We start from the raw sequence: 22,908 nt of genomic DNA, 5'->3' as shown, positions 1-22,908 counted from the left end.
CCGGCGCCCCGGCCGGGAATACGCCTCCGACGAGGCTATTCCCGACTGGCCGGTGACGCCTGACCTACGGCAGCGCCTCCGCCTTGCGCAGCAGGACGTCCCGCTCGCGGGCGTTGGTGCACAGGCGGGCGGCGCGCTCCAGCTCCGTCCGCGCCTCCCTGGTGCGCCCGAGCCGCCGGAGCAGCTCGCCGCGGACCCCGGGCAGCAGGTGCGAGCCGGGCAGCCGGTCGGCCGCGACGAGCTCGTCGACGATCGCGAGCCCCCGCAGCGGCCCGCTCGCCATCGCGACGGCGACGGCCCGGTTGAGCTCGACGACCGGCGACGGCGCGATCCGGCCGAGCGCCTCGTAGAGCAGCACGATGCGCTCCCAGTCGGTCTCCTCCACCGACGGCGCGGCGGCGTGGCACGCGGCGATGCCGGCCTGCAGCCCGTACGGGCCGAGCCCCTTCTTCGACGCGGCCGTGAACGCCGCGAGCCCCCGCCGGATCGCGGACCGGTCCCACAGCCGCCGGTCCTGGTCCTCCAGGAGCACCGCCTCGCCGTCGGGGCCGGTGCGTGCCGGGAAGCGGGCCGCGGTCAGCTCGCACAGCGCGAGCAGCCCGTGCACCTCGGGCTCGCCGGGCAGCACCGCGGACAGCATCCGGGTCAGGCGGATCGCCTCGTACGCGAGGTCGGGGCGCAGCAGGTTGTCGCCGGCGGTCGCCGTCGAACCCTCGGTGAAGATCACGTAGAGGACGCTGAGGACCCCGCCGAGCCGCTGCCTGCGGTCCTGCGCGGGCGGCAGCTCGAACGGCACCTTCGCCGCCGCGATCGTCTTCTTCGCCCGGGTGATCCTCGCCTGCACCGTCGGCACCGGCACCAGGAACGCGCGGGCGATCTCCTCGCTGGACAGACCGCCGACGGTGCGCAGCGTCAGGGCGACCCTGGCCTCCGGCGCGAGCACCGGATGGCAGGCCACGAACATCAGCGCGAGGATGTCGTCGTCGATGCGGTCCGGGTCCCACGGCAGGTCGTCCTGCTGCTGCGGCACCAGCGCCCCGGCGGCGGCCTCACCCTCGCCGAGCTGGCCGGCGATGGCGGCGTACCGCTCGTCCCGCGCGGACCTGCGCCGGAAGCTGTCGATGGCGCGCCGCCGCGCGGTCGACAGCAGCCACCCGACGGGGTTGTCCGGCGTGCCGTCGCGGGACCAGCTGACGAGCGCCTCCGCCACCGCTTCCTGCGCGACGTCCTCAGCGAGGCCGAAGTCGCCGGTGTACCGGCTGAGCGCCGCCACGATCCTCGCCGACTCGATCCGCCACACGGTCTCGACGGCCCGCCGCGCCGTCTCGGTGCCCGGCGGGCCGTCGGGGTCTGCGGAGGTCACAGCTGCCCGGTCCGCTCACGCCACGCCCGCTCCTTGGCGATCCACTCGTTGTCCTGCGGGAAGTCGTCGATGTCCGACACCCGCCGCACCTCGACCTTGGTGCCCGGCCCGCCCGGCAGGCGCCGCGCCCACTCGACGGCCTCCTCCTTCGAGGCGACGTCGAGGATGTAGAAGCCGCCGAACAGCTCCTTGGTCTCCCCGTACGGCCCGTCGGTGACCACGGGCGTCTCGCCGTCGAACTCCACCATCACGCCCTGGCCCGCGTCGTCGAGCCCCTCGGCCGCGACCAGGACCCCGGCCCGGATCAGCTCGTCGTTGTACCGGCCCATCATGTCCAGGATCTCCTCGAACGGGATGTCGGCCGACTTCGCCATCGCCTCGTCGGTGGCCCGCAGGATCAGCATGTACTTCGCCATCGCCGTGCTCCTCGCCTTCTGGGGATCGCGTCCCGACCCTCTCACCCCGAGGTCGAACGGGCCCACCCGCCGATCGACACGCGCCCCGGAGAATCTTTCCCGCGTGCGTCCGGTCGATACAGTGCGGGCCGCCGATCGAAGGAGCGCCGCGCGGCTGGCGGTGGCCGACGAGCCCCGCTGACCGACATGGAGGAGGCGCGGGGTTGGGCCCGCGCCTCCTCCGTCGTGCGGCGGTGCTGCTCAGCGGCGGTCGAGGAGGACCTCGGCGGCGCCGCCGTCGACGTGCAGGGCGTAGCGGTCGGCGGCCTGCTGCCAGCCGGGCAGGGCGATGACGGCGCCGCCGGCCAGGTTCTGCTTGGCCGAGGTGTCCAGGGTCGCCTTGCCCACGGTGCTGGTCTGGCCGAGCGTCAGCTGCGCCGGCGGGCCCGCCGGGGCGTGGACGAGGAGCTTGCCGACGCCGCCGACCCGGATCGGCAGCTCGCCCTCCGGTTTCGGGACGGTGACGTCGAGCTCCTGCACCCCGGCGACCACGTCGACGGCGGCGAGCCGGCCAGAGCCGAAGTCCACGACCTGCCGCAGGCCGCCGCCGGCGAGCTTGAGCGTCCAGCGGACGGTCGAGTTCAGGTACACGTGGACCGTCGCCTGGCCCGCGACCTCCGTGCCGTTCAGGCTGAGCCGGACGACCTCGCCGTCGACGGCCGCGGCGGGTTCGACGCGGCTGCCGGGCAGGGTCGAGGCGCGGTACAGGAAACCGTCCATCGGCTCACTGTGGATGATCACCGACTCCGCGCCGGTGACCACCTCCAGCGTCGCCGCCTGCCGGCCGTCGTGCGCGCCGGTGACGGTGTGCACCGTCTCCTTCTCCGCCGGCGCGTCCGGCTTGGAGCTCCGGGTGGTGGCGATGACGAGGCCTGCCAGTACCAACGCCACCGCCACCACACCGGTCAGCAGCCGCAACAGGGGTGACTTGATCATGGGCTGGTGCAGCTCAGGGTCGGGGCGGTCGCCGGGGCGGTGCCGGTGGCGTTGAAGCCGAACGACGTGGTGGCGCCGGCGGCGAGCACCCTGTTCCAGTCGACGTTGCTGACGGCCGGATTCGGGGGCTGTGCGACGAGTGTGCCGTTCCACGGCGATCCCTCGAAGCCTTGTCCGCCGGTGTACGACCAGCGCACCGTCCATCCGTTGAGGCTGCCGGTCCCGTTGTTGCGGACCGTGACCTCGGCCTGGAAGTGCCCGGCCCACGAGCTGGGGACGATGCTCCAGGTGGCGGTGCAGGCGCCCGATCCCGTGGACGGCGAGTTCGACCGCGACGGGGACGTGCTCCTGGACGGTGACGTGCTCCTGGACGGGGAGGCGGACGCCGACGGCGACGTGCTCCTCGACGGGGAGACCGAGGGTGAGGGCGACGACGGCGCGCCGCCGATGCCGGTCACCTCGCCGTTGCCGCCGTCGAAGACGATGTCGGAGCAGCTGAAGAAGTTCTCCTGGCTGTCCGAGCGGACCCACTGGATGAACAGCATGTGCTTGCCGGTCTTGCCCGACGGCAGCGTCGCGTTGAACGAGTAGTAGTTCAGCGCGCCGGGCGGGCCGGACTGCGGCGGGTCGGTCGCGCTCCAGAACGGCTCCAGGTCACCCCACGCCAAGGGGGTGGTGGGGCTCCAGCCGTTGCGGGTGACGTACAGGTGGAACGTGCCGGGGTGCGCGGCCCAGTTGCTGTACCGCATCTGGATCGTGGCGCCGGCGGTCAGGTGGGTGGTGGGCCAGTCGGTCCGGGCGGCGTTGTACGCGGCGTACTTCGTCGTGCCCGCACCGCAGATCTGGCCGTCGGGGATGAAGCCGGTGGTACGTCCGCCGGCGTCTGAGCGCAGCACGCCGAACCAGTCGTACAGCGGCTGCTGACCGCCCTGCGCGACGGCGTCGGCGCAGGCGGGGTTGGACGGGATGATCTGGCCGGTGGCCTTGAGTCCGTCCACATAGCACAGATAGGTGCGGCTGCCGGGCACCATCGCGACACCGTGGGCGCTCGCCGGGGCGGGCACCACGAGGACCGCGACAGCGCCGACGGCGAGGGCCGCCAAGACGCTCCACACTGGGCGCAATGTGCTCCTCCTCACATGAGGTGAGCGCAGTGTTCCCACGGCCTCCCGCCATTGGCAAGCATCGACGTCTCCGGTACGGCGGGACTTCGGCTTTCGCTTGAAAGTTCCACCGCGGCCGTCACGCCGTGATCGACAGCCTCGCGGTGGTGCCCTTGCCGGCCGAGCTCAGCGTGACGGTGCCGCCGTGCGCGGTGGCGGCCTGGCGGGCGATGTGCAGGCCCAGCCCGACGCCGGGGACGGCCTGCTCGCGGGCGTGGCGGCCGCGGTAGAAGCGCTGGAAGACATACGGCAGCTCGTCGGCCGGGACGCCGACGCCCGTGTCCGCGACCTCGACGGTCGGCACCGGGCCGCCGTACACCGCGACGGTGACGTCGCCGCCCGCGGGGGTGAAGAGCACCGCGTTGCGCACCAGCTGCTGCACCGCATGCGTCAGCTGGGTCACGTCGGCGCGGACGTCCACCCGTACCGGCGAAGGAACCACCGACAGAGTCACCCCGCGCTGCTCGGCGAGGGTGCGGCAGGCCCGCCAGGCGGCCTCGACGACCATGGCCAGGTCGACCCGGGTGCGGTGCAGCTCGGTCGGGGCGTGCGCGGGGCGGGTGCCGGTCAGCAGGTGGTCGACCATGCGGACGAGCCGCTCGCCGTTGCGCTGGATCGGCTCCACGAGGCGGGCGTACGCGGCGAGCTGCTCCTCCTCCGCGAGGAGCTCCAGGTACCCCTGGATCGCCGCGACCGGGGTGCGCAGCTCGTGCGAGACCGTCGCGATCAGGTCCTCCTCGCGCTGCGTGGCGCGGGCCAGCTCGTCGCCGAGCTCGGCGAGCAGGAGCCGGTTGCGCAGCAGCGACAGGTGCCCGACCGCCTGCGCGGCGAGGGTGTCCAGGGCCTCGCGCTGGCGGGGGCCGAGGTCGCCGGGGCGGTCGTCGATGACGCACAGGGCACCGAGCGCGTGGCCGTCCTCGTCGACGAGCGGGGAGCCCGCGTAGAAGCGGATGTGCGGGTCGCCGGTGACGTTGGGGTACGTGCGGAAGTGCGGGTCGAGCCGGGCGTCGGGCACGACGAGCTGCCGCCGCTCGGGCAGGGTGTGCGCGCAGAACGAGACGTCGCGGGGCGTCTCGGCGTCGGCGAGGCCGGTGCTGCCGGCGAACCACTGCCGGTCCCGGTCGATGAGCGAGACCGAGGACATCGGCGTGTCGAAGATCGACGACGCGAGGCGGGTCAGCTCGTCGAGGGCCGCGGGGCGGGGGCCGTCGAGGACGCCGTAACTGTGCAACGCGGCGAGGCGGGCCTCCTCGTCGTGAGCATGTGTCGTCATCTCGTCTCCCAGGCTCGGTTGTGCCCCATCAGGTTCGGGACGCCGGGGTGCCCGCCGCGATCACGGCCGGTTGCCATGCGGTAGCTGTCCGCCGGAACTGTCGGTGGTTGTGGTTAGGGTGTGGTTCTCGTCGTACTCGGGTTTCCGTTTTCGTCTTTTCCGCTCACAGCATTATTCGGTTGTCCGAGTGAGTGCTCGCTCAGTAAGGTGGCCGTCGTGAACCAGCAGCCTGTCCGAGCCCGACGCCGGCGCGTCCCCGCGCTGTCGCCGGACGAGCGGCGGGCGGCGATCGTCGCCGCGACCATCCCGCTGCTGCGCACCCACGGGGCGGCGGTCACCACGAAGCAGATCGCCGAGGCCGCGGGCGTCGCCGAAGGCACCATCTTCGGCGTCTTCCCCGACAAGGCGTCGCTGATCCTCGCCGCGCTCGGCACCGCCTTCGACCAGGAGACGGTGCTGCGCGACCTCGACGCGATCGACCGGCAGGCACCGCTGCGCAAGCGCATGCGCGACGCGGCGGCGGTCCTGCTGCGCCGGTTCGAGTCCAATGTCCAGCTCATGATGGTCGCCCGGACGCTGCCGATGGAGACCGGGCGACGCCAGGTCGAGCAGCTGATGGAGGGCCGCCGGGTGCTGACCGAGGCGGTCGAGGCCCTCATCGAGCCCGACCGGGAGCTGCTGCGACGCAGCCCCGCCACCACCGCCGGCATGCTCGTGCTGCTCGTGATCGCGTCGGTCCGGCCGGAGCTGGCCGAGCCCGGCGAGCTCGACGCCGACGGCGTGGTCGCCGTCCTGCTCGACGGCCTGCTGGTCCGCCCGACCGACACCACCGGGGGAGACGCCTGACGATGTTGATCCGACTGCTCAAAACCTATCTGAGCCCGTATCGCAGGACGATCTGGCTCATCGTGCTGCTGCAGCTGGTGCAGACCACGGCGACGCTGTACCTGCCGACGCTCAACGCCGACATCATCGACGGCGGTGTCGTCACCGGCGACACCGGCTACATCATGCGCATCGGCGGCTGGATGCTCGCCGTCACGCTCGTGCAGATCGTCTGCTCCGCCGCCGCCGTCTACTACGGCGCCCGCACCGCGATGGCCCTCGGCCGGGACGTGCGCGCCGGCATCTTCGACAAGGTGCAGGAGCTGTCGGCGCGGGAGGTGGGGCAGTTCGGCGCGCCGTCGCTGATCACCCGCACGACCAACGACATCCAGCAGGTCCAGATGCTCGTGCTGATGACCTTCACGCTCATGGTCACGGCACCGATCATGTGCGTCGGCGGCATCATCCTCGCCCTCGTGCAGGACGTGCCGCTGTCGGCGCTGCTGCTGGTCGTGGTCCCGATCCTGATCGGGATCATCGCCGTCATCGTGGTGCGGATGCGGCCGCTGTTCCGCCTCATGCAGGTGCGCATCGACCTGGTCAACCGGGTCATCCGCGAGCAGATCACCGGCATCCGGGTGATCCGCGCCTTCGTCCGCGACGAGCACGAGCGGGTCCGGTTCGCCAAGACCAACGGCGACCTGCGCGACGTGTCCCTCGCCGTGGGCCGGCTGATGTCGCTGATGTTCCCCACCGTGATGCTGGTCGTCAACGCCTCCAGCATCCTCGTGCTCTGGTTCGGCGCGCACCGCATCGACACCGGCGGCATGCAGGTCGGGGCGCTGACCGCGTTCCTCAGCTACCTGATGCAGATCCTCATGGCGGTCATGATGGCGACGTTCATGTTCGTCATGATCCCGAGGGCCGAGGTGTGCGCGGAGCGCATCCAGGAGGTCCTCACCACCGACTCCAGCGTCGTGGTGCCGGCGAAGCCGGTCACCGCGCTGCCCCGCCACGGCGAGCTGGAGCTGCGCGGCGTCGAGTTCCGCTATCCCGGCGCGGAGTCGCCGGTCCTCAGCGGCATCGATCTCGCCGCCCGGCCCGGGCAGACCACGGCCATCATCGGCAGCACCGGCGCCGGCAAGACCACCCTGCTCAACCTGGTCCCCCGCCTGATGGACGCGACCGGTGGCACCGTCCTCGTGGACGGCGTCGACGTGCGCGACATCGACCCGGCGCTGCTGTCGGCGACGGTGAGCATGGTGCCGCAGAAGCCGTACCTCTTCTCCGGCACCGTCGCGTCCAACCTCCGCTATGGCCGGCCCGACGCGACCGACGCCGAGCTGTGGCGGGCCTTGGAGGTCGCGCAGGCCGCCGACTTCGTCCGGGCGATGCCCGAGGCGCTCGACGCGCCGATCGCGCAGGGCGGCACCAACGTCTCCGGCGGGCAGCGGCAGCGGCTCGCGATCGCCCGGACGCTCGTCGCCCGGCCCGAGATCTACCTCTTCGACGACTCCTTCTCCGCCCTGGACTACGCGACCGACGCCGCGCTACGCGACGCGCTGCGCGCCGAGATCGTCGACGCGACGGTCGTCATCGTCGCGCAGCGGGTCAGCACGATCCGCGACGCGCACACCATCGTCGTGCTCGACGAGGGCCGCGTGGTCGGCACGGGCACCCACACCGAGCTGATGGACGGCAACGCCACCTACCGCGAGATCGTCCTCTCCCAGCTCACCGAACAGGAGGCCGCGGCATGAGCGGCCAGCGGAGCGGCTCGGGCCGCTCATCATGTGACAGGTTCGGCTCAGGCCGACGCCGGAGCGAAGCGGAGGTGGCGGCATGAGCGGCCAGCGGAGCGGCTCGGGCCGCGAATCAGCAGCGCAGGTTCGGCTCAGGCCGACGCCGGAGCGAAGCGGAGGTGGCGGCATGAGCGGCCAGCGAAGCGGCTCGGGCCGCGAATCAGCAGCGCAGGTCGGGTCAGGCCGGCGCCGGAGCGAAGCGGAGGTGACGGCATGACCGGACCGGGGCGCCCTGGTGGGCCGGGTGGCGGGTCGCGGCCTTCGCCGCCCGCGTTCGGGCCTGGGCGGATGATGATGGGCGCCGGCGGGCCGCCGGCGAAGCTGGAGGACTTCAAGGGCTCGTCCAAGCGGCTGCTGCGGATGCTCGCGCCCGACCGGATGCTCATCGCGGCCGTGCTGGTCTTCGGCATCGGCAGCGTCGTGCTCTCCGTCATCGGGCCGCGGCTGCTCGGCCACGCCACCGACGTCATCTTCGAGGGCATCGTCGGCCGGCAGCTGCCCGCGGGCATCAGCAAGGCCGACGCGGTCGCGGGTGCGCGGGAGCGCGGGCAGGACCGCTTCGCCGACCTGCTCGCCGCCATGGACCACGTCGTGCCCGGCCGGGGCATCGACTTCGACCGGCTCGAGCGGGTCCTGTTGTGGGTCGCCGTCGTGTACCTCGGCGCCTGGATCCTCGGCCTGCTCCAGGCCCGGCTCACCACCGTCGTCGTGCAGCGCACCGTCTACCGGCTCCGCGAGCAGGTGTCGGCGAAGCTGTCCCGGCTGCCGCTGAGCTACTTCGACCAGCAGCCGCGCGGCGAGGTCCTCAGCCGCGCCACCAACGACACCGACAACATCGCGATGACCCTGCAGCAGTCGCTGAGCATGCTGCTCACGTCGCTGCTGACGATCTTCGGCGTCCTCGGCATGATGTTCTGGATCTCGCCGCTGCTCGCGATCATCGCGCTGGTCACGGTGCCGGTGTCGGTGCTGGTCACCATGCGCATCGGCAAGCGGTCGCAGCCGCAGTTCGTGAAGCAGTGGGCCAGCACCGGCAAGCTCAACGGGCACATCGAGGAGATGTTCACCGGGCACTCCGTGGTGAAGATCTTCGGCCGGCAGGCCGAGGCCGCGAAGACGTTCGAGGAGCACAACGAGGCGCTGTTCACCGCGTCGTTCCGGGCGCAGTTCATCTCCGGGCTCATCCAGCCCGCGATGATGTTCATCGGCAACCTCAACTACGTGCTCGTCGCCGTCGTCGGCGGCCTGCGGGTCGCGTCGGGGTCGCTGTCGCTCGGCGACGTGCAGGCGTTCATCCAGTACTCCCGCCAGTTCAGCCAGCCGCTGACCCAGGTCGCGAGCATGGCCAACCTGGTGCAGTCGGGTGTCGCCTCCGCCGAGCGGGTGTTCCAGCTGCTCGACGCCGACGAGCAGTCGCCGGACCCGGTCAAGCCGGCGCGCCCCGCCCAGGTGCGGGGGAAGGTGACGTTCGAGGGCGTCTCCTTCCGGTACAAGGCGGACGAACCCCTGATCGAGGACCTCTCCCTCACCGTGGAGCCGGGCCAGACGGTCGCGATCGTCGGCCCGACCGGCGCCGGCAAGACCACGCTCGTCAACCTGGTCATGCGCTTCTACGACCTGACCGCCGGGCGCATCCTCCTCGACGACGTCGACATCGCCACCATGTCCCGCGACGACCTCCGCGAACAGATCGGCATGGTCCTGCAGGACACGTGGCTCTTCCAGGGCACCATCGCGGAGAACCTCGCGTATGGCGCCGACCACCCGACCCAGGACAAGATCGTCGCGGCCGCCGAGACCGCCCACGCGGACCGCTTCGTCCGCACCCTCCCCGACGGCTACGACACCGTCATCGACGAGGAGGGCGCCGGCGTCTCGGCGGGCGAGAAGCAGCTCATCACGATCGCCCGGGCGTTCCTCGCCGAGCCGACGATCCTCATCCTCGACGAGGCGACCAGCTCCGTCGACACCCGCACCGAGGTCCTGATCCAGCGCGCGATGACCACCCTGCGCGCCGGCCGGACCAGCTTCGTCATCGCCCACCGCCTGTCCACCATCCGCGACGCCGACCTCATCCTCGTGATGGAGCACGGCACCATCGTCGAGCAGGGCACCCACACCTCCCTGCTCGCCTCCGGCGGCGCCTACGCCAGGCTGTACTCAGCCCAGTTCGCCGCCGCTGCGGTCGAGGTCGACTGACCCCGCCCCACCTGTCCGGAGCCCCGGACCTCGCCGCCCGGTCCGGCAGGAGCCCCGCCTCCCGCCGGACCGGCCCGGCACCGCCGCGTCCACCCCGCCGGACCCGGCCCGGGCCGCGACCGCCCCGCTAGAGGGCGGGCCTCGGCGTGAGCCGCGGCGGAACGACATGGAAGCACTGCACCATCGTCGAGCAGAGCACTTACACCTCCCTGCTCGCCTCCGACGGCGCCTACGCCAGGCTGTACTCAGTCCAATTCGCCGCCGCCGCGGTCGAGGTCGACTGACCCCGCCCACTCACCCGCACTTCTCCGGGCCGGTCCGACAGGAGCAATGCCTCCCGCCGGACCGGCCTCGCCACAACCGGGCCACCGGACCGAACCACAACCCACCGGGCCACCGGACCGGACCGCGACCGGACCGCCGGAGGGCGGCGCGACCCGGCCGTCCTGCGACCCACACCTCACCGTTTCAGTCCGGCAGGATCACCGCCTCCTGCCGGACCAGTCCGACGCCGCCGAGACCGCCCCGCCGGTCCGGTTCCAGGCCTCTGATTTTGTCCGCGAGAACCGGGCTCTGGCGCACATTCCGTGAAGCCAGGACGGATGTCAACGACGGCTACCTGAGGACTGAGCTTTGGACTGCACGAGCAGCGCCAGCCTCGACGGCGCCCGCGTAGTCGCAGTGATCATTCACGGAGATTGCGCCAGAACCCAGAACGAGCGCCACTTGTTGACCATCGGGAGTCAGCGGCCAGATTGGCACAGGGCCGCCTTGTCACCCTGCGTAGACGCCGATCGCGATGTTGGACCAAAACGTCGACGCGCGCTTTTGGCCGATGAGAGGGCGTCGCCTGCAGCTCCGCTGCACCCCCGAACTCATCGCAGCGCCGCTGCGAGGTCGGCAGCGATCTCGAAGGCCGGTGCCGCCCTTCCGGTCTGGTCTGCGCTCAGCGCGATGTGCTCGATGCGGGCCAGCATCTCCGTTGCGGTTTCCCGGTCATGGAGCGCCATCGCCAGTTCTGCGCGGTACACCAGAACCTCTACCTGTGTGACGGGGTCATCGTCGGCCTGCGGGCGAGCCAACGCGCTGTCGAGGATGCGGACTGCCTGGCCGACGTCACCCTTGGAGTCGGCCAGCACGATGGCGTTCGCCAGCGCTTTGGCGAGTCGTCCGGTGGGTGCGGGTGCTGGCGTGGGCATCGTGGCGGCGTTCTGGAAGACGCGGATCCAGTTGCCGCCCGGGTCGATGACGCTGAATCCGCCCAGCCCGTCGGCGTTCTTTCGAGCCCTGGGTCGGGTCATCCTCGGCATTCCGGACACCAGGACTTTGCCGTATGCGGCCCGCATGCCGGCGGCGAAAGCCCGGTGCAGTTCCGCGATGTCCGAGGTGAGCACGAGACAGGAGCCGTAGGACTGCTCTGGGTCGAACCCGGCGATTTCGAAGAATTGCAGGTGCAGGTCTTCACGTTGCAGTCCCACGCAGGGGTTGGGTTTGCGCTGCTTGTACGTCGTGCTGAAGCCGAGAACCCCGTAGAAGGTGACGATGTCGTCAATCGACGCGCAGGGCAGCAGGGGGACGGTTACCTCGTTGGCCATGGCTCTTTACCTAGGCGCTGCGGACAGTCCTTCGCACATGGAAATGGCCGATCATCGCCTGATCCCATCCGATCGGCCGATGCGACCGCAGTCGGCGTGCCGCTCGGCCAGGGGCGCATAGGCTTCTGCGGCGTCACCTCATTTGTCGCCGACAACGCGACCGGCTGAGGGTGACCACGCCGCCGGGGCGGGGGGTGATCGGGCCGGCGGAGGGTGGTGGGGCACCGGCTGAGCTGCGGCGGAACGTAGTTGGAAATTCGTTTGGGTGGCGTGTCGATCCTCGGGTGGGTCGTTCGACCTTGGGGTGAGAAGGTCGAGGAGCGACCTTCACCGTGAGGAGAACCACGATGGCGAAGTACATGCTGATCATGCGCGGCAGCGATGAGTCGACGGCGAAGATGATGGAGACGCCGTTCGAGGAGATGCTGGAGACGGTCGGCAAGTTCAATGAGGAGCTGATGCGGGCCGGGGTGCTGGTGGCGGCGGAGGGGCTCGACGACCCGGCGCAGGGGGTCGTGGTGCACTTCGACGGGGAGACGCCGGTTGTCACCGACGGGCCGTACGGGGAGACGAAGGAGCTGTTCGGCGGCTTCTACCTCCTCGAGGTCGCCTCGAAGGACGAGGCGGTCGAGTGGGCCAAGCGGCTCCCCCAGTTCCCCGGCAGCAAGGTCGAGGTCCGGCGGGTGCCGAGCATCGACGAGTTCCCGCAGGACAACGAGTGGATCGTCAAGGAGCGGGCGTGGCGGGAGCGGACCGGCCAGCTCTGACCACGTGGCACCGGCACCGGGGGGCCGCGTCGGCGGGCCCCCGCGCCGGAACCGGAAACCGTGCCCCTGACGTACCGAAAACGGACGGTCGCGATAGGGTCCGGCGATGATCGATGAGGACGGCTACTTCGGGGAGCGGGTCGCGGCCCGGTACGACGAGTCGTCGAGGGAGATGGCGGACCCCGCGGTCGTGAAGCCGGCCGTCGACACCCTTGTCGAGCTCGCCGACGGCGGGCCCGCGCTGGAGCTGGGCATCGGCACGGGGCGGATCGCGCTGCCGCTCGCGGCGCGTGGGGTGCCCGTGCACGGGATCGACATGTCCCGGGCGATGGTGGCCCGGCTGCGGGAGAAGCCCGGCGGCGACGCGATCGGCGTGACGATCGGGGACTTCGCGACGGCGCGGGTGGACCAGTCGTTCGCCGTCGCGTACCTCGTCTTCAACACGATCATGAACCTGACGACGCAGGCGGCGCAGGTCGCGTGCTTCCGCAACGTGGCCGCGCACCTGCAGCCCGGTGGGCGGTTCGCGGTCGAGGTGATGATGCCCGACCTGCGGCGGCTGCCGCCGGGGCAGGACGTGGTGCCGTTCCTGGTGAGCGAGACCCGCTGGGCGTACGACCTCTACGACGTCGCGACCCAGTCGATGAGCTCGAACTACGTCGAGATCTCCGGGGGCCGCGGCGGCTTCCGGTCGATCCCGTTCCGGTACGTGTGGCCGGCCGAGCTGGACCTGATGGCGCAGATCGCGGGGCTGCGGCCGCTCGCGCGCTGGGCGAACTGGCAGCAGGAGCCCTTCACGAGTGAGAGCGTCCAGCACGTCTCGGTGTGGGAGAAGCCCGTCCTGCCGGACTGACGCACAATGTGACCGGAGCGAGGGGGGCTGCGGTATGCGGAACCGGCGGGTGAGCCTGCTCGACATCGGGCTGGACCAGTCGTTCGACGCGTCGATGGCGTTCGTGCAGTCGACGTTGCAGAGCATCAACGCCGGGTTACCCGTCCCGATCGTCGACATCGACTTCGTGCGGTCCCGTGACCCCGACACGATCTTCGCCGCGTTCACGGCGGCGTGCGACGTGCTGCATGTGATGGCGCACGGGGACCACGCGGAGACGCCGACGTTCAGCAGTACCGACGGCAAGACGATGCTGGCGTTGCAGGAGTTCGGCGACTACGCGGCCGAGCGCGGGCACGGGCTCAACGCGAGCGCGGTGCTCGCCGACGGCTGCAAGACCGGGATCGGCGCCTGGCAGAAGGCGCTGCGCGACTGCCTGCACGGTGAGATCGTCTACATCGGCACGTCCACGCGGGTGGGCTGGCACGAGGGCACCGTGTTCGCCTCGGCGTTCTACGGCGCGCTGTTCCGCAACAAGGGCAAGGGGCAGACGCCCCTCGCTCAGGCCCTGGACGCGGCCGACCGGGCGGTCAAGGCGTACGAGGCGATCACCGACCGGGCCTGCCCCTACAAGGTGATGGTCCTGGAGCCGAGCCGCCAGGCGCGGCTGGCGTTCCGCTGATCACAAAGTTCCGCTGACCACAGATGTTCCGCTGATCACAGATGTTCCGCTGATCCCACGGAGGAAGACGTCATGATCTTCATTACGGCGAAGTTCCAGGTCCTGCCGGAGCACGCGGAGCGGTGGCCGGAGATCGCCGCGGACTTCACCCGGGCGACGCGGGCCGAGCCGGGCTGCCTGTGGTTCGACTGGTCCCGCAGCCTCGACGACCCGAACGAATACGTGCTGGTCGAGGCGTTCCGCGACGGTGACGCCGGCGGCGCGCACGTCCAGTCGGCGCACTTCAAGGACGCGCAGCGGACGCTGCCGCAGTATCTCGCCGCGACCCCGCGGATCGTCAACGCGACCGTCGACCAGGACGACTGGTCCGAGCTCGGCGAGCTCGCAGTCAACCGATAGTGGCATAAATTCGGACTTGTCGGGTATCCCGGTCCGGTGCTGACGAATCTTGCGCATCTGGACTCGTTGCGGGTCCGCCTCACCCCGCCGCCGCAGCCGGGGCACACGACGTTCCGCCTGGCCGAGGAGCCGGCGGTCGAGGTCGTCTGGACCTACGCCGAGCGGCTCCCGGACGACACCTACCTCCCGGTCGGCGGCGGGCCCGTCGACCCCGACAACGGCTACTACACCCAGGGCGCGTTCAACGCCGACGACATCGCCCGCGCCGCCGTCGTCTACGTGCGGCACTGGCGGGCGACCGGCGACGGCACCAGCCGTGACGCCGCCCGGCAGCTGCTGCGCGGCCTGTGCTTCCTGCAGACCGTCCACGACGACGAGACCGACGACGACCCCGGCGACCTTGCCCACGGCAACGTCGTGCTGTGGCAGCAGCCGGACGGCACCCTGAACCGCAGCGGCATCCCCGCGGAGAGCCCCGACCCGTCCGACGAGGGTGAGTCGGCGTGGCTGGCCCGCACCGTGTGGGCGCTCGGCGAGGGCTTCGCCGCGTTCAGCGCCGACGACGGCGGCGAGCCGGAGTTCCCGGCGTTCCTGCGCCGCCGGCTTCGGCTGGCGATGAGCGCCATCCGGCGGCAGGTGCTGCCACGGTACGGCCAGTGGCGCGTTGTCGAGGAGTCCGCCACCCCGGCGTGGCTGATCGGCGACGGCGCCGACCTCACCGGCGAGGCGCTGCTCGGGCTTTGCGCGTACACCGGCTGCACCGGCGACGACGACGCCCGCAAGCTCATCGAGCAGCTCGCCGAGGGCGTCACGGCGATGCGGACCGGCACCCCGTGGACGTGGCCGTTCGGGGCGGTGCTGCCGTCGGCGCTGTCCCGCAGCGCCTGGCACGCGTGGGCCGGGCTCGCACCGGCCGGGCTCGCCCGCGTGTACGAGGTCGCCGGTGACCTCGCCGCACGCGACGCCGCCCTGGCCGACGCGGCGTCGTTCACCCCGCACCTGCTGGTCGAGGGCGGACCGGACAACCTGCGGGTCGCGGTGCCGGGAGCGCGGGAGGCGCTGACGATCGACGGAGTGCAGTTGTCGTACGGCGCGCAGTCCCGCGTCGAGTCGCTGCTGACCACGGCGCGGGTGACGGGCCGCCCGGCGCTGTCGACCCTCGCCGGGATCGCCGGCTCGTGGTTCTTCGGCAACAACCCGGCCGGCGCGCCCATGTACGACCCGGCGACCGGCCGCACCTACGACGGTGTCGACATCGTCGACGGGTCACCGCGGCAGCTGGGCCGGCGCGGGGTGGTGCACCGCGACGCGGGCGCGGAGTCGACGATCCACGGGCTCCTGGCGATGCTGGCCCTGGACGCGGACCCGCACGCGGCGGCGGTCGCGCGGATCGCCGAGGCGGACCCGGACACGTCGACGACGGCCGGCAGCTGCCGCGACGACGGGGAGATCCGCTGCCTGACGCTGCGCGACCCGCAGCACCGGGCGCGGGTGACGCTGCTGCGCAGCGTCGCGACGAGCACCCGCGTCTGCGACGTCGACATGGCGGCCAGGTCCAGCGGGGCCGGCGGCGCCGTTGAGGGCGCCGCGACCGTGACCGTCAACGACCCCGGCGGCGAGGAGCTGGAGCACTACACGACGACCGCGGGCCGTATCCGCGCCCTCGTCCCCGCCGGCGGCTTCACCATCATCTCCCGGCTGCCGGAAGCGGGCTGACGCACACATCCCAGGTGAGGACGGCCGCCCGCACGGAGCCGGCGGGCACGATCATCAACCGCATCGAACGCTGCATGCGGCCCAGCGTCCGGTGCGTGGGCGTGGCCGTGGTCAGCGGCGGGTACGGATCGGGTAAACCGGTACCCTGACCCGATGTCCGCACGCCCCTCGCACGTCCTCGGCGCCGTCGCCGTGGGCGGGTCCGCGGGCAGCGCCGCCCGGTACGGGGTGGCGCTGCTGCTGCCGCACGACGCCCAGGCGGGCGTGCCGTGGTCGACCATCGCCGTGAACGCGACAGGATGCCTGCTCATCGGGGTCCTCGTGGTCGTCGTCGAGGGCCGGCACCCGCTGCTGCGGCCGCTGCTCGGGGTGGGGGTGCTGGGCGGGTTCACGACGTTCTCCACCTACACCGTCGACGCCGTCGTCCTCGCCTCCCGGGGTGCCGCCTGGACCGCGGCCGCGTACGTCGCCGGGACGCTGGTCACCGCGATGGCGGCCGTGTCGTTCGGCGTGTGGTCCGCCCGCCGCCTGACGAGGCGCCCCGCATGACGCTGCTGCTGGTGCTGATCGGCGGGGCGGTCGGGGCGCCCGCCCGGTACCTCACCGAACGGGCGCTCAAGGACCGCTCACCCCTCGGGACGCTGATCGTCAACGTCTTCGGCAGCGCGCTGCTCGGGGCGCTGATCGGCGCCGGCGACGCGCTGCCCGCCACCGTGAGGACCCTGGTGGGCACGGGGTTCTGCGGCGCGTTGACGACGTACAGCACGTTCAGCCTGGAGACGCTGCGCCTCGTCGAGGAGGGCCGGCCGCGGCGGGCGGCCGCGTACGTGACGGCGAGCCTGGTGCTGGGACTCGCCGCCGCGACTGCCGGCTACACACTGACGCAGACGCTGCGGTAGCAGCCGGCCCTTTTCTGTAGTAGCCGGCCGCTCGCCAGCGCTTGTAAAAGCGGCCAGCTGTGCGTTACCGCGGACGGTGCTGGAGCAGGCGGAACAGGGTCAGCCACTGCTCGGGCCAGACCAGCCCGACGGGCGTGTCCTGGTCGAGCCGCAGCGCCCGGAACGCACCCGAGACGCGGCGCGGGTCGTACCGGCGACACAGCGACGCATGCAGCGAGCCGCCGGCCCCGCTGAACCCGAGCTCCACGAACCCCGCGTAGCCGCGGGCCGGCGCAAGCGGCGAAGGGCGGCGGGTCAGCCGCAGGATGCCGCCGTCGACCCGGGGCACGGGCCGGAACGCCCCACGAGGCACCCGCCCCACGAGCCGCCAGTCCCACCACGGCCAGGTCGCGATCGTGAGGCGGCTCCAGCGGCCGTAGTCGCCGGTACGTTTGCGGGCGTACTCCAGCTGGGTGAGCAGCGTCGCGCCGGTCAGCCCGGGAGCGTGCAGGCACCAGTCGACGACGGCGGACGTCAGCGCGTACGGGATGTTGCCGACGACCGCGAACGGTGCCGCCGGCGGCCGCGTGGCGAGGAAGTCCGCGACCCGGACGGTGACGCCGTCGCGGGCCGGCAGGGCCGCCGTCAGGGCCGCCGCCAGGTCCGGGTCGACCTCGTAGGCGATCACCCGGCGGCACCGTTCGGCGAGCGCGGCGGTGAGGTGCCCGCGGCCCGCCCCGACCTCGACGACGAGCGTGGACGGGTCGAGCCCGGCGGCGTCGACGAGTCGGTGGATCTCGGTGGGTGCGGTGAGCAGGTTCTGGCCGTACACGCGACGGCTGCGAGAATGAGCGGATGGCGCCATGACCGTGGTCCCGTCTGCCGCCCCGACGAAGGGCGGCGAACACGGACAGGCGGCATCGCGGCCCGTCCGTTTCCGAAGATGGACTCGGAGGGCCCTGGCGCGACTCGGGTGGCGACGCTCTACAAGGTGTGCGTCACACCTGGCGGACCAGGGCGCGACGCCGGGCGCGCAGGCGCATGGCCGGCACGGCCGACATCGCGGCCGCCGCGAGGAGAGCATGCGTCATGGTCATCGCCGCAACATATCCGAGCCGCCCACCCCGGTGCACGCGGTTTTCGCCGGTACCGTCGGCGCACATGCAGCCGGCCCCGGCAGCGCACGCAGCAGGTGCCGGCGGTTACAGGCGGCCCGCTTCGGTGATGCGCTGCAGGAACTGGCGGGTGCGGGGTTCGCGCGGGGCGCCGAACACCTGCTCCGGCGGGCCTTCCTCGACGACGACACCGCCGTCGAGGAAGCAGACCCGGTCGGCGACCTGCCGGGCGAAGCTCATCTCGTGGGTGGCGATCACCATCGTGACGCCGTCGGTCTTCAGGTCGCGGATGAGGGCGAGGACCTCCCCCACCAGCTCCGGGTCGAGGGCGGAGGTGACCTCGTCGAGCAGCAGCAGCCGCGGGTCGTTGACGAGGGCGCGGACGATCGCGACCCGCTGCTGCTGGCCGCCGGAGAGCCGGTCGGGGTAGGCGCGGGCCTTGCCGGCGAGACCGACCCGCTCCAGCAGCGCGAGGGCCTTCGCCTCGGCTTCCCGCGCGGGAAGCTTGTGGACGTGCCGCGGGGCGAGCGTCACGTTGTCCAGGACGCTCAGGTGCGGGAACAGGTTGAACGCCTGGAAGACGATGCCGATGCGGCGGCGGACCTTGTCCGGGTCGGCGCGCGGGTCGGTGATGTCGGCACCGTCGAGGTGGATGGTGCCGTCGTCGACCTGTTCCAGGAGGTTGACGCAGCGCAGCAGCGTCGACTTGCCGGAGCCGGAGGCGCCGATGAGCGCGACGACCTCGTGCTCGGCGACGTCGAGGGACACCCCGCGCAGCACCGGATTGCCGTTGAACAACTTGTGCACGCCGTTGATGGACAGCAGGGTCACAGCCGGTTGTCTCCTGACTGGCGGCGGGCGGCACGCAGCGTGACCCAGTCGGTGACCGCGACGACGGGGATCGCCAGCAGCACGAACAGGACCCCGGCGACGACGTACGGGGTGTAGTTGTAGGACCCGGCGGTCTCGATCTGCGCGGCCCGGATCGCGTCGATCGGCCCCGCCAGGGAGATCAGCCCGACGTCCTTCTGCATCGCGACCAGGTCGTTGAGCAGCGGCGGCGCGACCCGCCGCACCGCCTGCGGCAGCACCACGTGCCGCATCGTCTGCCGGTAGTTGAGGCCGAGGGACCGGGCCGCGGCCCGCTGCGACGGGTGCACCGACTCGATGCCGGCGCGGAACACCTCGGCGATGTAGCCGCCGTACGTGAGCACGATCGCGATCCCGCCGAGCACGAGCACGGACGGGGTGCCGCTCAGCCGCAGCCCCGGCACCCCGAACGCGAACAGGTACAGCGTCACGATCAGCGGCAGCCCGCGGAACGTGTACGTGTAGCCGGCGGCGAGCGCCCGCAACGGGAAGAACACCGCGGGCCGGACGGTGCGCAGGGTGGCGATGCCGAGGCCGAGCAGCACCGCCGCGACCGCGCAGACGACGAGCAGCCGCACGTTGAGCCACAGGCCACGCAGCACCGCCGGCAACGAGTCGCGGGCGGCGTCCACCGACAGGAAGCTGGCACGGAACCGGTCCCAGCCGGGCGCGCCGGTGACCGCCGCGTACAGCAGAACCCCGACGACCAGCGTGGACACGGCCGCGACCGCCACCGACAGGATCGTCTGCCGGCGGCGGTACGCGTCCCGTTCCAGCTGCAACGGGCTGGGCTTGAACGTCATCAGCTGAGCTTCGGCGCGCCCTGCACCGACGACAACCACTTGTCGGTCAGCGTCTTGAGGGTGCCGTCGCCGCGCAACGCGTCGACGGCCTGGCTGACGCAGCCGGTCAGCGACGAACCCTTGTCGAGCACGAGACCGAACTGCTCCGGGGTGCCCGACGGCTGCGGCAGCTGCCCGACGATCTGCGCGTCGGTGATCTCGGCGCCGGTGATGTAGAACGCCGTCGGCAGGTCCACGACGAGCCCGTCGATCTGCCCGTTCTGCAGGGCCTTCTTCGCGTCGTCGTTGTTGTTGTACACCTGCGGCTGCGCCGACGGCTGCACCACCTCGGTGATCGAACGGTAGCTGGTGGTGCCGACCTGCGCGCCGAGCTTGGCGCCCTTCAGGTCCGCGACGCTCTTCGCACCGGCGATCTTCGAGGTCTTCAACGCGATGACGGTCTGCGTCACGTCGTAGTACGGGGCGGAGAAGTCGACGGCCTGCTTGCGCTCGTCGGTGATGGAGAACTCGTTGACGTCGAAGTCGAACGTCTTCTTGCCTGGGGCGATCGCGTTGTTGAACGTGACCCGGGTCCACACGACCTGGTCCTTGCTGTAGCCGAGCTTGGTGGCGACGGCGTACGCGACCGCGGACTCGAAGCCCTCACCGGACTCGGGCTTGTTGTCCTTGAACCACGGCTCGTAGACGGGTTCGTCGGTCGCGATCGTGAGCTTGCCCGCGGCGACCGTCTTGAGGTTCGCCGGGTCACAGGTCGCTGTGCCGGGGCTGGCGCCGCTCGAGGCGGCCGGGGATGCAGTGTCGTCGTCGGCCGGTGCGCAGCCGGCAGCGGCGGCGAGGGCCGCGGTGAGACCCGCGGCGAGGAGGAGGGTCCTGGAGCGCATGGCGGCGATCGTACCCACCTGACCGGTAGGAAATGGATCTACCGTGTGTCGGATCACGGCAACGGCGTGGCCCGGCGCGGCATCAGCAGCACCGCGCCGGCACCGAGGACCGCGACGCAGGCCAGGGCGATGAACACGTGGTGTGTCGCCGCATACAGGCTGCCCCGCGCGTACTCCAGGACCGCCGGCTGGGTGTCCTTCCCCTTCAGCACCACGTCGGTCGCGTCGGCGCCGCCGAGCCGCTCCCGCGCACCGGGCGGCGCGGCCGCGAACCGGCGGTCGAGGGTCGTGTTGGCGATCGCGCCGAACACCGCCCCGCCGACGGCGCTGCCGATCGACCGGAAGAACATGTTCGTGCCGGTGACGACACCCCGCCGGTCCCAGCCGACCACCGACTGCAGCGCGACGAGCGTCGGGCTCGACGTCAGCCCGAGCCCGACACCGATGACGAAACAGGCGACCGTCAGCCAGCCGATGCCGGTGTACCGGCCGAGCACCGCGCACATGACGCTCCCGGCGACGATGACCGCGCCACCCGCCAGGGACGTGTCACGGAACCCGATGCGCAGGTAGACCTGGCCGGAGAGGGTCGCGGCGATCGGCCAGCCCAGCGACATCGCCGCGACGACGAACCCGGCGCCGACGGCGCTCGCCCCCAGCACACCCTGCGCGAAGCTCGGCACGAACGACGTGAGCCCGATCAGCAACGCGCCGACGACCAGCGCGACGAGGTTGCCGCCGACGAGGATCCGGTGCCGGAACACCCACAGCGGCAGGACCGGCTCGGCGGCCCGGCGCTCCACGAACCAGAACGCGACCATGAGCACGGCACCACCGGAGAAGATCGCCACGCTCGGCACCGACGTCCACGCCCACGTGATGCCGCCCTCCAGCGTGCCGAGGATCAGCAGCGTGCAGCCCGCGACCAGCAGCGACGCGCCCAGGTAGTCGATGCGGTGCTGGCGCCGCTCGACGCGCTCCTTGAGGTTGCGCACGAGCATCCACACGGCTGCCAGCCCGACCGGGATGTTCACGAAGAAGATCCACCGCCACGACAGGTAGTCCGCGAACACCCCGCCGATCGCCGGACCGATCACCGACGACACGCCCCACACCCCGGCGACGTACCCCTGAACCCTGGCCCGCTCCTCCACCGTGTACAGGTCACCGATGATCGTCATGCTCATCGGCTGGATCGCGCCGGCGCCGACACCCTGCACCGCCCGGAACACGATCAGCGTCAGCATGCTCCACGCGAACCCGCACAGCACCGACCCGACCAGGAACGCGGCGATCCCGGCGAACATCACCGGGCGGCGGCCGACGACGTCCGCCAGCTTCCCGTACAGCGGCGTCGTCACCGCCGCCGTCAACAGATACACCGAGAACAGCCACGGGAACTGCGAGAACCCGCCGAGGTCCCGGACGACGGACGGCACGGCGGTCGCGATGATCGTGCTGTCGAGCGCGACGAGCCCGGTGGTCAGCATCACCGAGGCCAGGACCGGTCCACGCTCCGAGCGCAGGCCCACCGCCGTCCGGGGCGTGAAAGTGGCGTCGACCATGCACACACCTTACGACCGGCGGGCGGCTCCGGCGCTGTACGCCGTCGCGCGGCCCACCGGTCACAAGGTCCGTCTCTATGCGACGCTCACTGGCTCCGGTGCGGTGATCCTGGCCCGCTCGATGACCCGCAGGCCGGCGAACGCCATCACCGCCAGCATCGGCAGGGTCCCCACCGCCGGGAGGATCGGCGTGTCGTACGGCATGAACAGCAGCCCGGCGTAACCCAGGACGATCCCGCCCAGCGACCACCAGCCGATCACACCGGCCCGGGCCAGCCCGACGAACGTCAGCAGCAACGCCAGCGACACCAGCGGGCCCGGGCTGAACGCCAGCTGCTGCGCGGGGTGCGCCAGCACCTTGTCCGACAGCGCCACCGCCTGCTCGACCGGCAGGTTCCGGCCGATCTCCATGTGGAACCAGTCCGACAGCAGCGCCCCGGACATCTCGGTCAGGAACAGCGCCCCGAGCAGCGCCCCGACGAGCGTCATGACGCTGCCGCGGCGGCCCCGCACAAGTAGCGGCAGCGCCAGCATCCCGACGCCCATCAGCAGGTTGCCGTAGTGCAGCAGCAGCGCCGACAGCTGCGTCTGGAACGGGTCGGCGGCCAACGACTGCAGGTAGGAGGCCTTGTCGTCGCCGGTGCTCGGCGGGGACGTGGCAAGGCCGGCGAAGAAGAGGACAGCGCCGGCGATCAGCGACGTGCCGGCGGCGTATGGAAGGACCCGGTGGGCCGTGGTTGCGTGTTCGTTCATGCCGCAAACGCTATGGTCCGACCCTCCCCACGGTCT

The 22,908-nt window shown here is 71.6% G+C and carries 23 protein-coding genes; 11 read left to right on the top strand and 12 right to left on the bottom strand.

All coding sequences use genetic code 11. The features are described 5' to 3' along the window. Positions 1-64: 64 nt before the first annotated feature. From ABZ321_RS32965 to ABZ321_RS32945, 5 genes are all read right to left on the bottom strand, one after another. Positions 65-1,363 (bottom strand): RNA polymerase sigma factor, encoded by a 1,299-nt coding sequence (locus ABZ321_RS32965; protein ID WP_354898590.1) that lies wholly within the window; start codon positions 1,361-1,363, stop codon positions 65-67. Then, positions 1,360-1,779, bottom strand: coding sequence for a YciI family protein (locus ABZ321_RS32960; protein WP_354898587.1), 420 nt, complete (start codon positions 1,777-1,779; stop codon positions 1,360-1,362). The genes ABZ321_RS32965 and ABZ321_RS32960 overlap by 4 nt, the downstream gene beginning before the upstream one ends. 240 nt (positions 1,780-2,019) lie before the next feature. Beyond that, positions 2,020-2,754 carry a hypothetical protein gene (locus tag ABZ321_RS32955; protein WP_354898586.1) on the bottom strand — a complete coding sequence of 245 codons (735 nt, stop codon included), beginning with the start codon at positions 2,752-2,754 and terminating at the stop codon, positions 2,020-2,022. Then, complete coding sequence (locus ABZ321_RS32950; protein ID WP_354898584.1) at positions 2,751-3,869, bottom strand: lytic polysaccharide monooxygenase; 1,119 nt, start codon at positions 3,867-3,869, stop codon at positions 2,751-2,753. The genes ABZ321_RS32955 and ABZ321_RS32950 overlap by 4 nt, the downstream gene beginning before the upstream one ends. 127 nt (positions 3,870-3,996) lie before the next feature. Then, entirely contained in the window at positions 3,997-5,190 is a 1,194-nt protein-coding gene (locus ABZ321_RS32945; RefSeq protein WP_354898581.1) for a GAF domain-containing sensor histidine kinase, read from the bottom strand. 216 nt (positions 5,191-5,406) lie between these two features. On the opposite strand from ABZ321_RS32945, the gene ABZ321_RS32940 reads away from it, so the two are divergent. From ABZ321_RS32940 to ABZ321_RS32925, 4 genes are all read left to right on the top strand, one after another. Further along, positions 5,407-6,036 (top strand): helix-turn-helix domain-containing protein, encoded by a 630-nt coding sequence (locus tag ABZ321_RS32940; RefSeq protein ID WP_344504333.1) that lies wholly within the window; start codon positions 5,407-5,409, stop codon positions 6,034-6,036. 2 nt (positions 6,037-6,038) lie between these two features. After that, a complete protein-coding gene (locus ABZ321_RS32935) occupies positions 6,039-7,775 on the top strand; it encodes an ABC transporter ATP-binding protein (protein ID WP_344504332.1) in 1,737 nt (578 codons plus the stop codon). Between the two features lie 330 nt (positions 7,776-8,105). Beyond that, positions 8,106-10,016 carry an ABC transporter ATP-binding protein gene (locus tag ABZ321_RS32930; RefSeq protein WP_354898793.1) on the top strand — a complete coding sequence of 637 codons (1,911 nt, stop codon included), beginning with the start codon at positions 8,106-8,108 and terminating at the stop codon, positions 10,014-10,016. Between the two features lie 146 nt (positions 10,017-10,162). Further along, positions 10,163-10,300, top strand: coding sequence for a hypothetical protein (locus ABZ321_RS32925; protein ID WP_354898577.1), 138 nt, complete (start codon positions 10,163-10,165; stop codon positions 10,298-10,300). A 591-nt stretch (positions 10,301-10,891) separates the two neighbouring features. Here ABZ321_RS32925 and ABZ321_RS32920 read toward each other — a convergent pair. After that, complete coding sequence (locus ABZ321_RS32920; RefSeq protein ID WP_354898575.1) at positions 10,892-11,611, bottom strand: VOC family protein; 720 nt, start codon at positions 11,609-11,611, stop codon at positions 10,892-10,894. Between the two features lie 347 nt (positions 11,612-11,958). On the opposite strand from ABZ321_RS32920, the gene ABZ321_RS32915 reads away from it, so the two are divergent. The 7 genes from ABZ321_RS32915 (at position 11,959) to crcB (ending at position 16,906) form a co-directional block, all read left to right on the top strand. Beyond that, positions 11,959-12,378, top strand: coding sequence for a YciI family protein (locus ABZ321_RS32915; RefSeq protein WP_354898572.1), 420 nt, complete (start codon positions 11,959-11,961; stop codon positions 12,376-12,378). Positions 12,379-12,484: 106 nt separating this feature from the next. Beyond that, a complete protein-coding gene (locus ABZ321_RS32910) occupies positions 12,485-13,231 on the top strand; it encodes a class I SAM-dependent methyltransferase (protein WP_344504327.1) in 747 nt (248 codons plus the stop codon). A gap of 49 nt (positions 13,232-13,280) precedes the next feature. Further along, positions 13,281-13,892 (top strand): hypothetical protein, encoded by a 612-nt coding sequence (locus tag ABZ321_RS32905; protein WP_354898569.1) that lies wholly within the window; start codon positions 13,281-13,283, stop codon positions 13,890-13,892. A 72-nt stretch (positions 13,893-13,964) separates the two neighbouring features. Beyond that, positions 13,965-14,291, top strand: a complete 327-nt coding sequence (locus ABZ321_RS32900; RefSeq protein ID WP_344504325.1) for a putative quinol monooxygenase — start codon at positions 13,965-13,967, stop codon at positions 14,289-14,291. 36 nt (positions 14,292-14,327) lie between these two features. Then, the gene (locus ABZ321_RS32895; RefSeq protein ID WP_344504324.1) at positions 14,328-16,007 is read left to right on the top strand and encodes a hypothetical protein; all 1,680 of its coding nucleotides are present in this window, start codon (positions 14,328-14,330) and stop codon (positions 16,005-16,007) included. A gap of 153 nt (positions 16,008-16,160) precedes the next feature. Then, on the top strand, positions 16,161-16,556 hold the full coding sequence (locus tag ABZ321_RS32890) for a CrcB family protein (RefSeq protein WP_344504323.1): 396 nt from the start codon (positions 16,161-16,163) through the stop codon (positions 16,554-16,556). Then, positions 16,553-16,906, top strand: coding sequence for a fluoride efflux transporter CrcB (gene crcB, locus ABZ321_RS32885; RefSeq protein WP_344504322.1), 354 nt, complete (start codon positions 16,553-16,555; stop codon positions 16,904-16,906). The genes ABZ321_RS32890 and crcB overlap by 4 nt, the downstream gene beginning before the upstream one ends. A gap of 64 nt (positions 16,907-16,970) precedes the next feature. Here the strand turns inward: crcB and erm are convergent, their stop codons facing one another. The 6 genes from erm to ABZ321_RS32855 form a co-directional block, all read right to left on the bottom strand. Beyond that, the gene (gene erm, locus ABZ321_RS32880) at positions 16,971-17,750 is read right to left on the bottom strand and encodes an ErmE/ErmH/ErmO/ErmR family 23S rRNA (adenine(2058)-N(6))-methyltransferase (protein ID WP_354898564.1); all 780 of its coding nucleotides are present in this window, start codon (positions 17,748-17,750) and stop codon (positions 16,971-16,973) included. 337 nt (positions 17,751-18,087) lie between these two features. Further along, positions 18,088-18,825, bottom strand: a complete 738-nt coding sequence (locus ABZ321_RS32875) for an amino acid ABC transporter ATP-binding protein (RefSeq protein WP_354898790.1) — start codon at positions 18,823-18,825, stop codon at positions 18,088-18,090. A 2-nt stretch (positions 18,826-18,827) separates the two neighbouring features. Continuing rightward, complete coding sequence (locus ABZ321_RS32870; RefSeq protein ID WP_344504320.1) at positions 18,828-19,673, bottom strand: amino acid ABC transporter permease; 846 nt, start codon at positions 19,671-19,673, stop codon at positions 18,828-18,830. Further along, complete coding sequence (locus ABZ321_RS32865) at positions 19,673-20,554, bottom strand: ABC transporter substrate-binding protein (RefSeq protein ID WP_344504319.1); 882 nt, start codon at positions 20,552-20,554, stop codon at positions 19,673-19,675. Before ABZ321_RS32865 ends, ABZ321_RS32870 begins: the two co-directional genes overlap by 1 nt. 53 nt (positions 20,555-20,607) lie before the next feature. Beyond that, on the bottom strand, positions 20,608-22,119 hold the full coding sequence (locus ABZ321_RS32860; RefSeq protein WP_354898560.1) for an MDR family MFS transporter: 1,512 nt from the start codon (positions 22,117-22,119) through the stop codon (positions 20,608-20,610). Between the two features lie 75 nt (positions 22,120-22,194). Further along, a complete protein-coding gene (locus ABZ321_RS32855) occupies positions 22,195-22,872 on the bottom strand; it encodes a hypothetical protein (protein ID WP_354898557.1) in 678 nt (225 codons plus the stop codon). Positions 22,873-22,908 lie beyond the last annotated feature (36 nt).

This window comes from Dactylosporangium sp. NPDC006015 (assembly GCF_040614215.1).
In the GTDB taxonomy this organism is placed as follows: Bacteria; Actinomycetota; Actinomycetes; order Mycobacteriales; family Micromonosporaceae; genus Dactylosporangium; species Dactylosporangium maewongense.
The sequence above is the reverse complement of the archived record's forward strand: the minus strand, read 5'-3'. Positions and strand labels throughout refer to the sequence as shown.

Excerpts from the sequence above, each read along its gene's own strand:
- ABZ321_RS32860 (WP_354898560.1), bottom strand. The coding sequence starts at position 22,119 with ATGGTCGACGCCACTTTCACGCCCCGGACGGCGGTGGGCCTGCGCTCG.
- erm (WP_354898564.1), bottom strand. The coding sequence starts at position 17,750 with ATGGCGCCATCCGCTCATTCTCGCAGCCGTCGCGTGTACGGCCAGAAC.
- crcB (WP_344504322.1), top strand. The coding sequence starts at position 16,553 with ATGACGCTGCTGCTGGTGCTGATCGGCGGGGCGGTCGGGGCGCCCGCC.
- ABZ321_RS32915 (WP_354898572.1), top strand. The coding sequence starts at position 11,959 with ATGGCGAAGTACATGCTGATCATGCGCGGCAGCGATGAGTCGACGGCG.
- ABZ321_RS32870 (WP_344504320.1), bottom strand. The coding sequence starts at position 19,673 with ATGACGTTCAAGCCCAGCCCGTTGCAGCTGGAACGGGACGCGTACCGC.
- ABZ321_RS32855 (WP_354898557.1), bottom strand. The coding sequence starts at position 22,872 with ATGAACGAACACGCAACCACGGCCCACCGGGTCCTTCCATACGCCGCC.
- ABZ321_RS32890 (WP_344504323.1), top strand. The coding sequence starts at position 16,161 with ATGTCCGCACGCCCCTCGCACGTCCTCGGCGCCGTCGCCGTGGGCGGG.
- ABZ321_RS32960 (WP_354898587.1), bottom strand. The coding sequence starts at position 1,779 with ATGGCGAAGTACATGCTGATCCTGCGGGCCACCGACGAGGCGATGGCG.
- ABZ321_RS32910 (WP_344504327.1), top strand. The coding sequence starts at position 12,485 with ATGATCGATGAGGACGGCTACTTCGGGGAGCGGGTCGCGGCCCGGTAC.
- ABZ321_RS32930 (WP_354898793.1), top strand. The coding sequence starts at position 8,106 with ATGATGATGGGCGCCGGCGGGCCGCCGGCGAAGCTGGAGGACTTCAAG.
- ABZ321_RS32945 (WP_354898581.1), bottom strand. The coding sequence starts at position 5,190 with ATGACGACACATGCTCACGACGAGGAGGCCCGCCTCGCCGCGTTGCAC.
- ABZ321_RS32955 (WP_354898586.1), bottom strand. The coding sequence starts at position 2,754 with ATGATCAAGTCACCCCTGTTGCGGCTGCTGACCGGTGTGGTGGCGGTG.
- ABZ321_RS32900 (WP_344504325.1), top strand. The coding sequence starts at position 13,965 with ATGATCTTCATTACGGCGAAGTTCCAGGTCCTGCCGGAGCACGCGGAG.
- ABZ321_RS32935 (WP_344504332.1), top strand. The coding sequence starts at position 6,039 with ATGTTGATCCGACTGCTCAAAACCTATCTGAGCCCGTATCGCAGGACG.
- ABZ321_RS32920 (WP_354898575.1), bottom strand. The coding sequence starts at position 11,611 with ATGGCCAACGAGGTAACCGTCCCCCTGCTGCCCTGCGCGTCGATTGAC.
- ABZ321_RS32865 (WP_344504319.1), bottom strand. The coding sequence starts at position 20,554 with ATGCGCTCCAGGACCCTCCTCCTCGCCGCGGGTCTCACCGCGGCCCTC.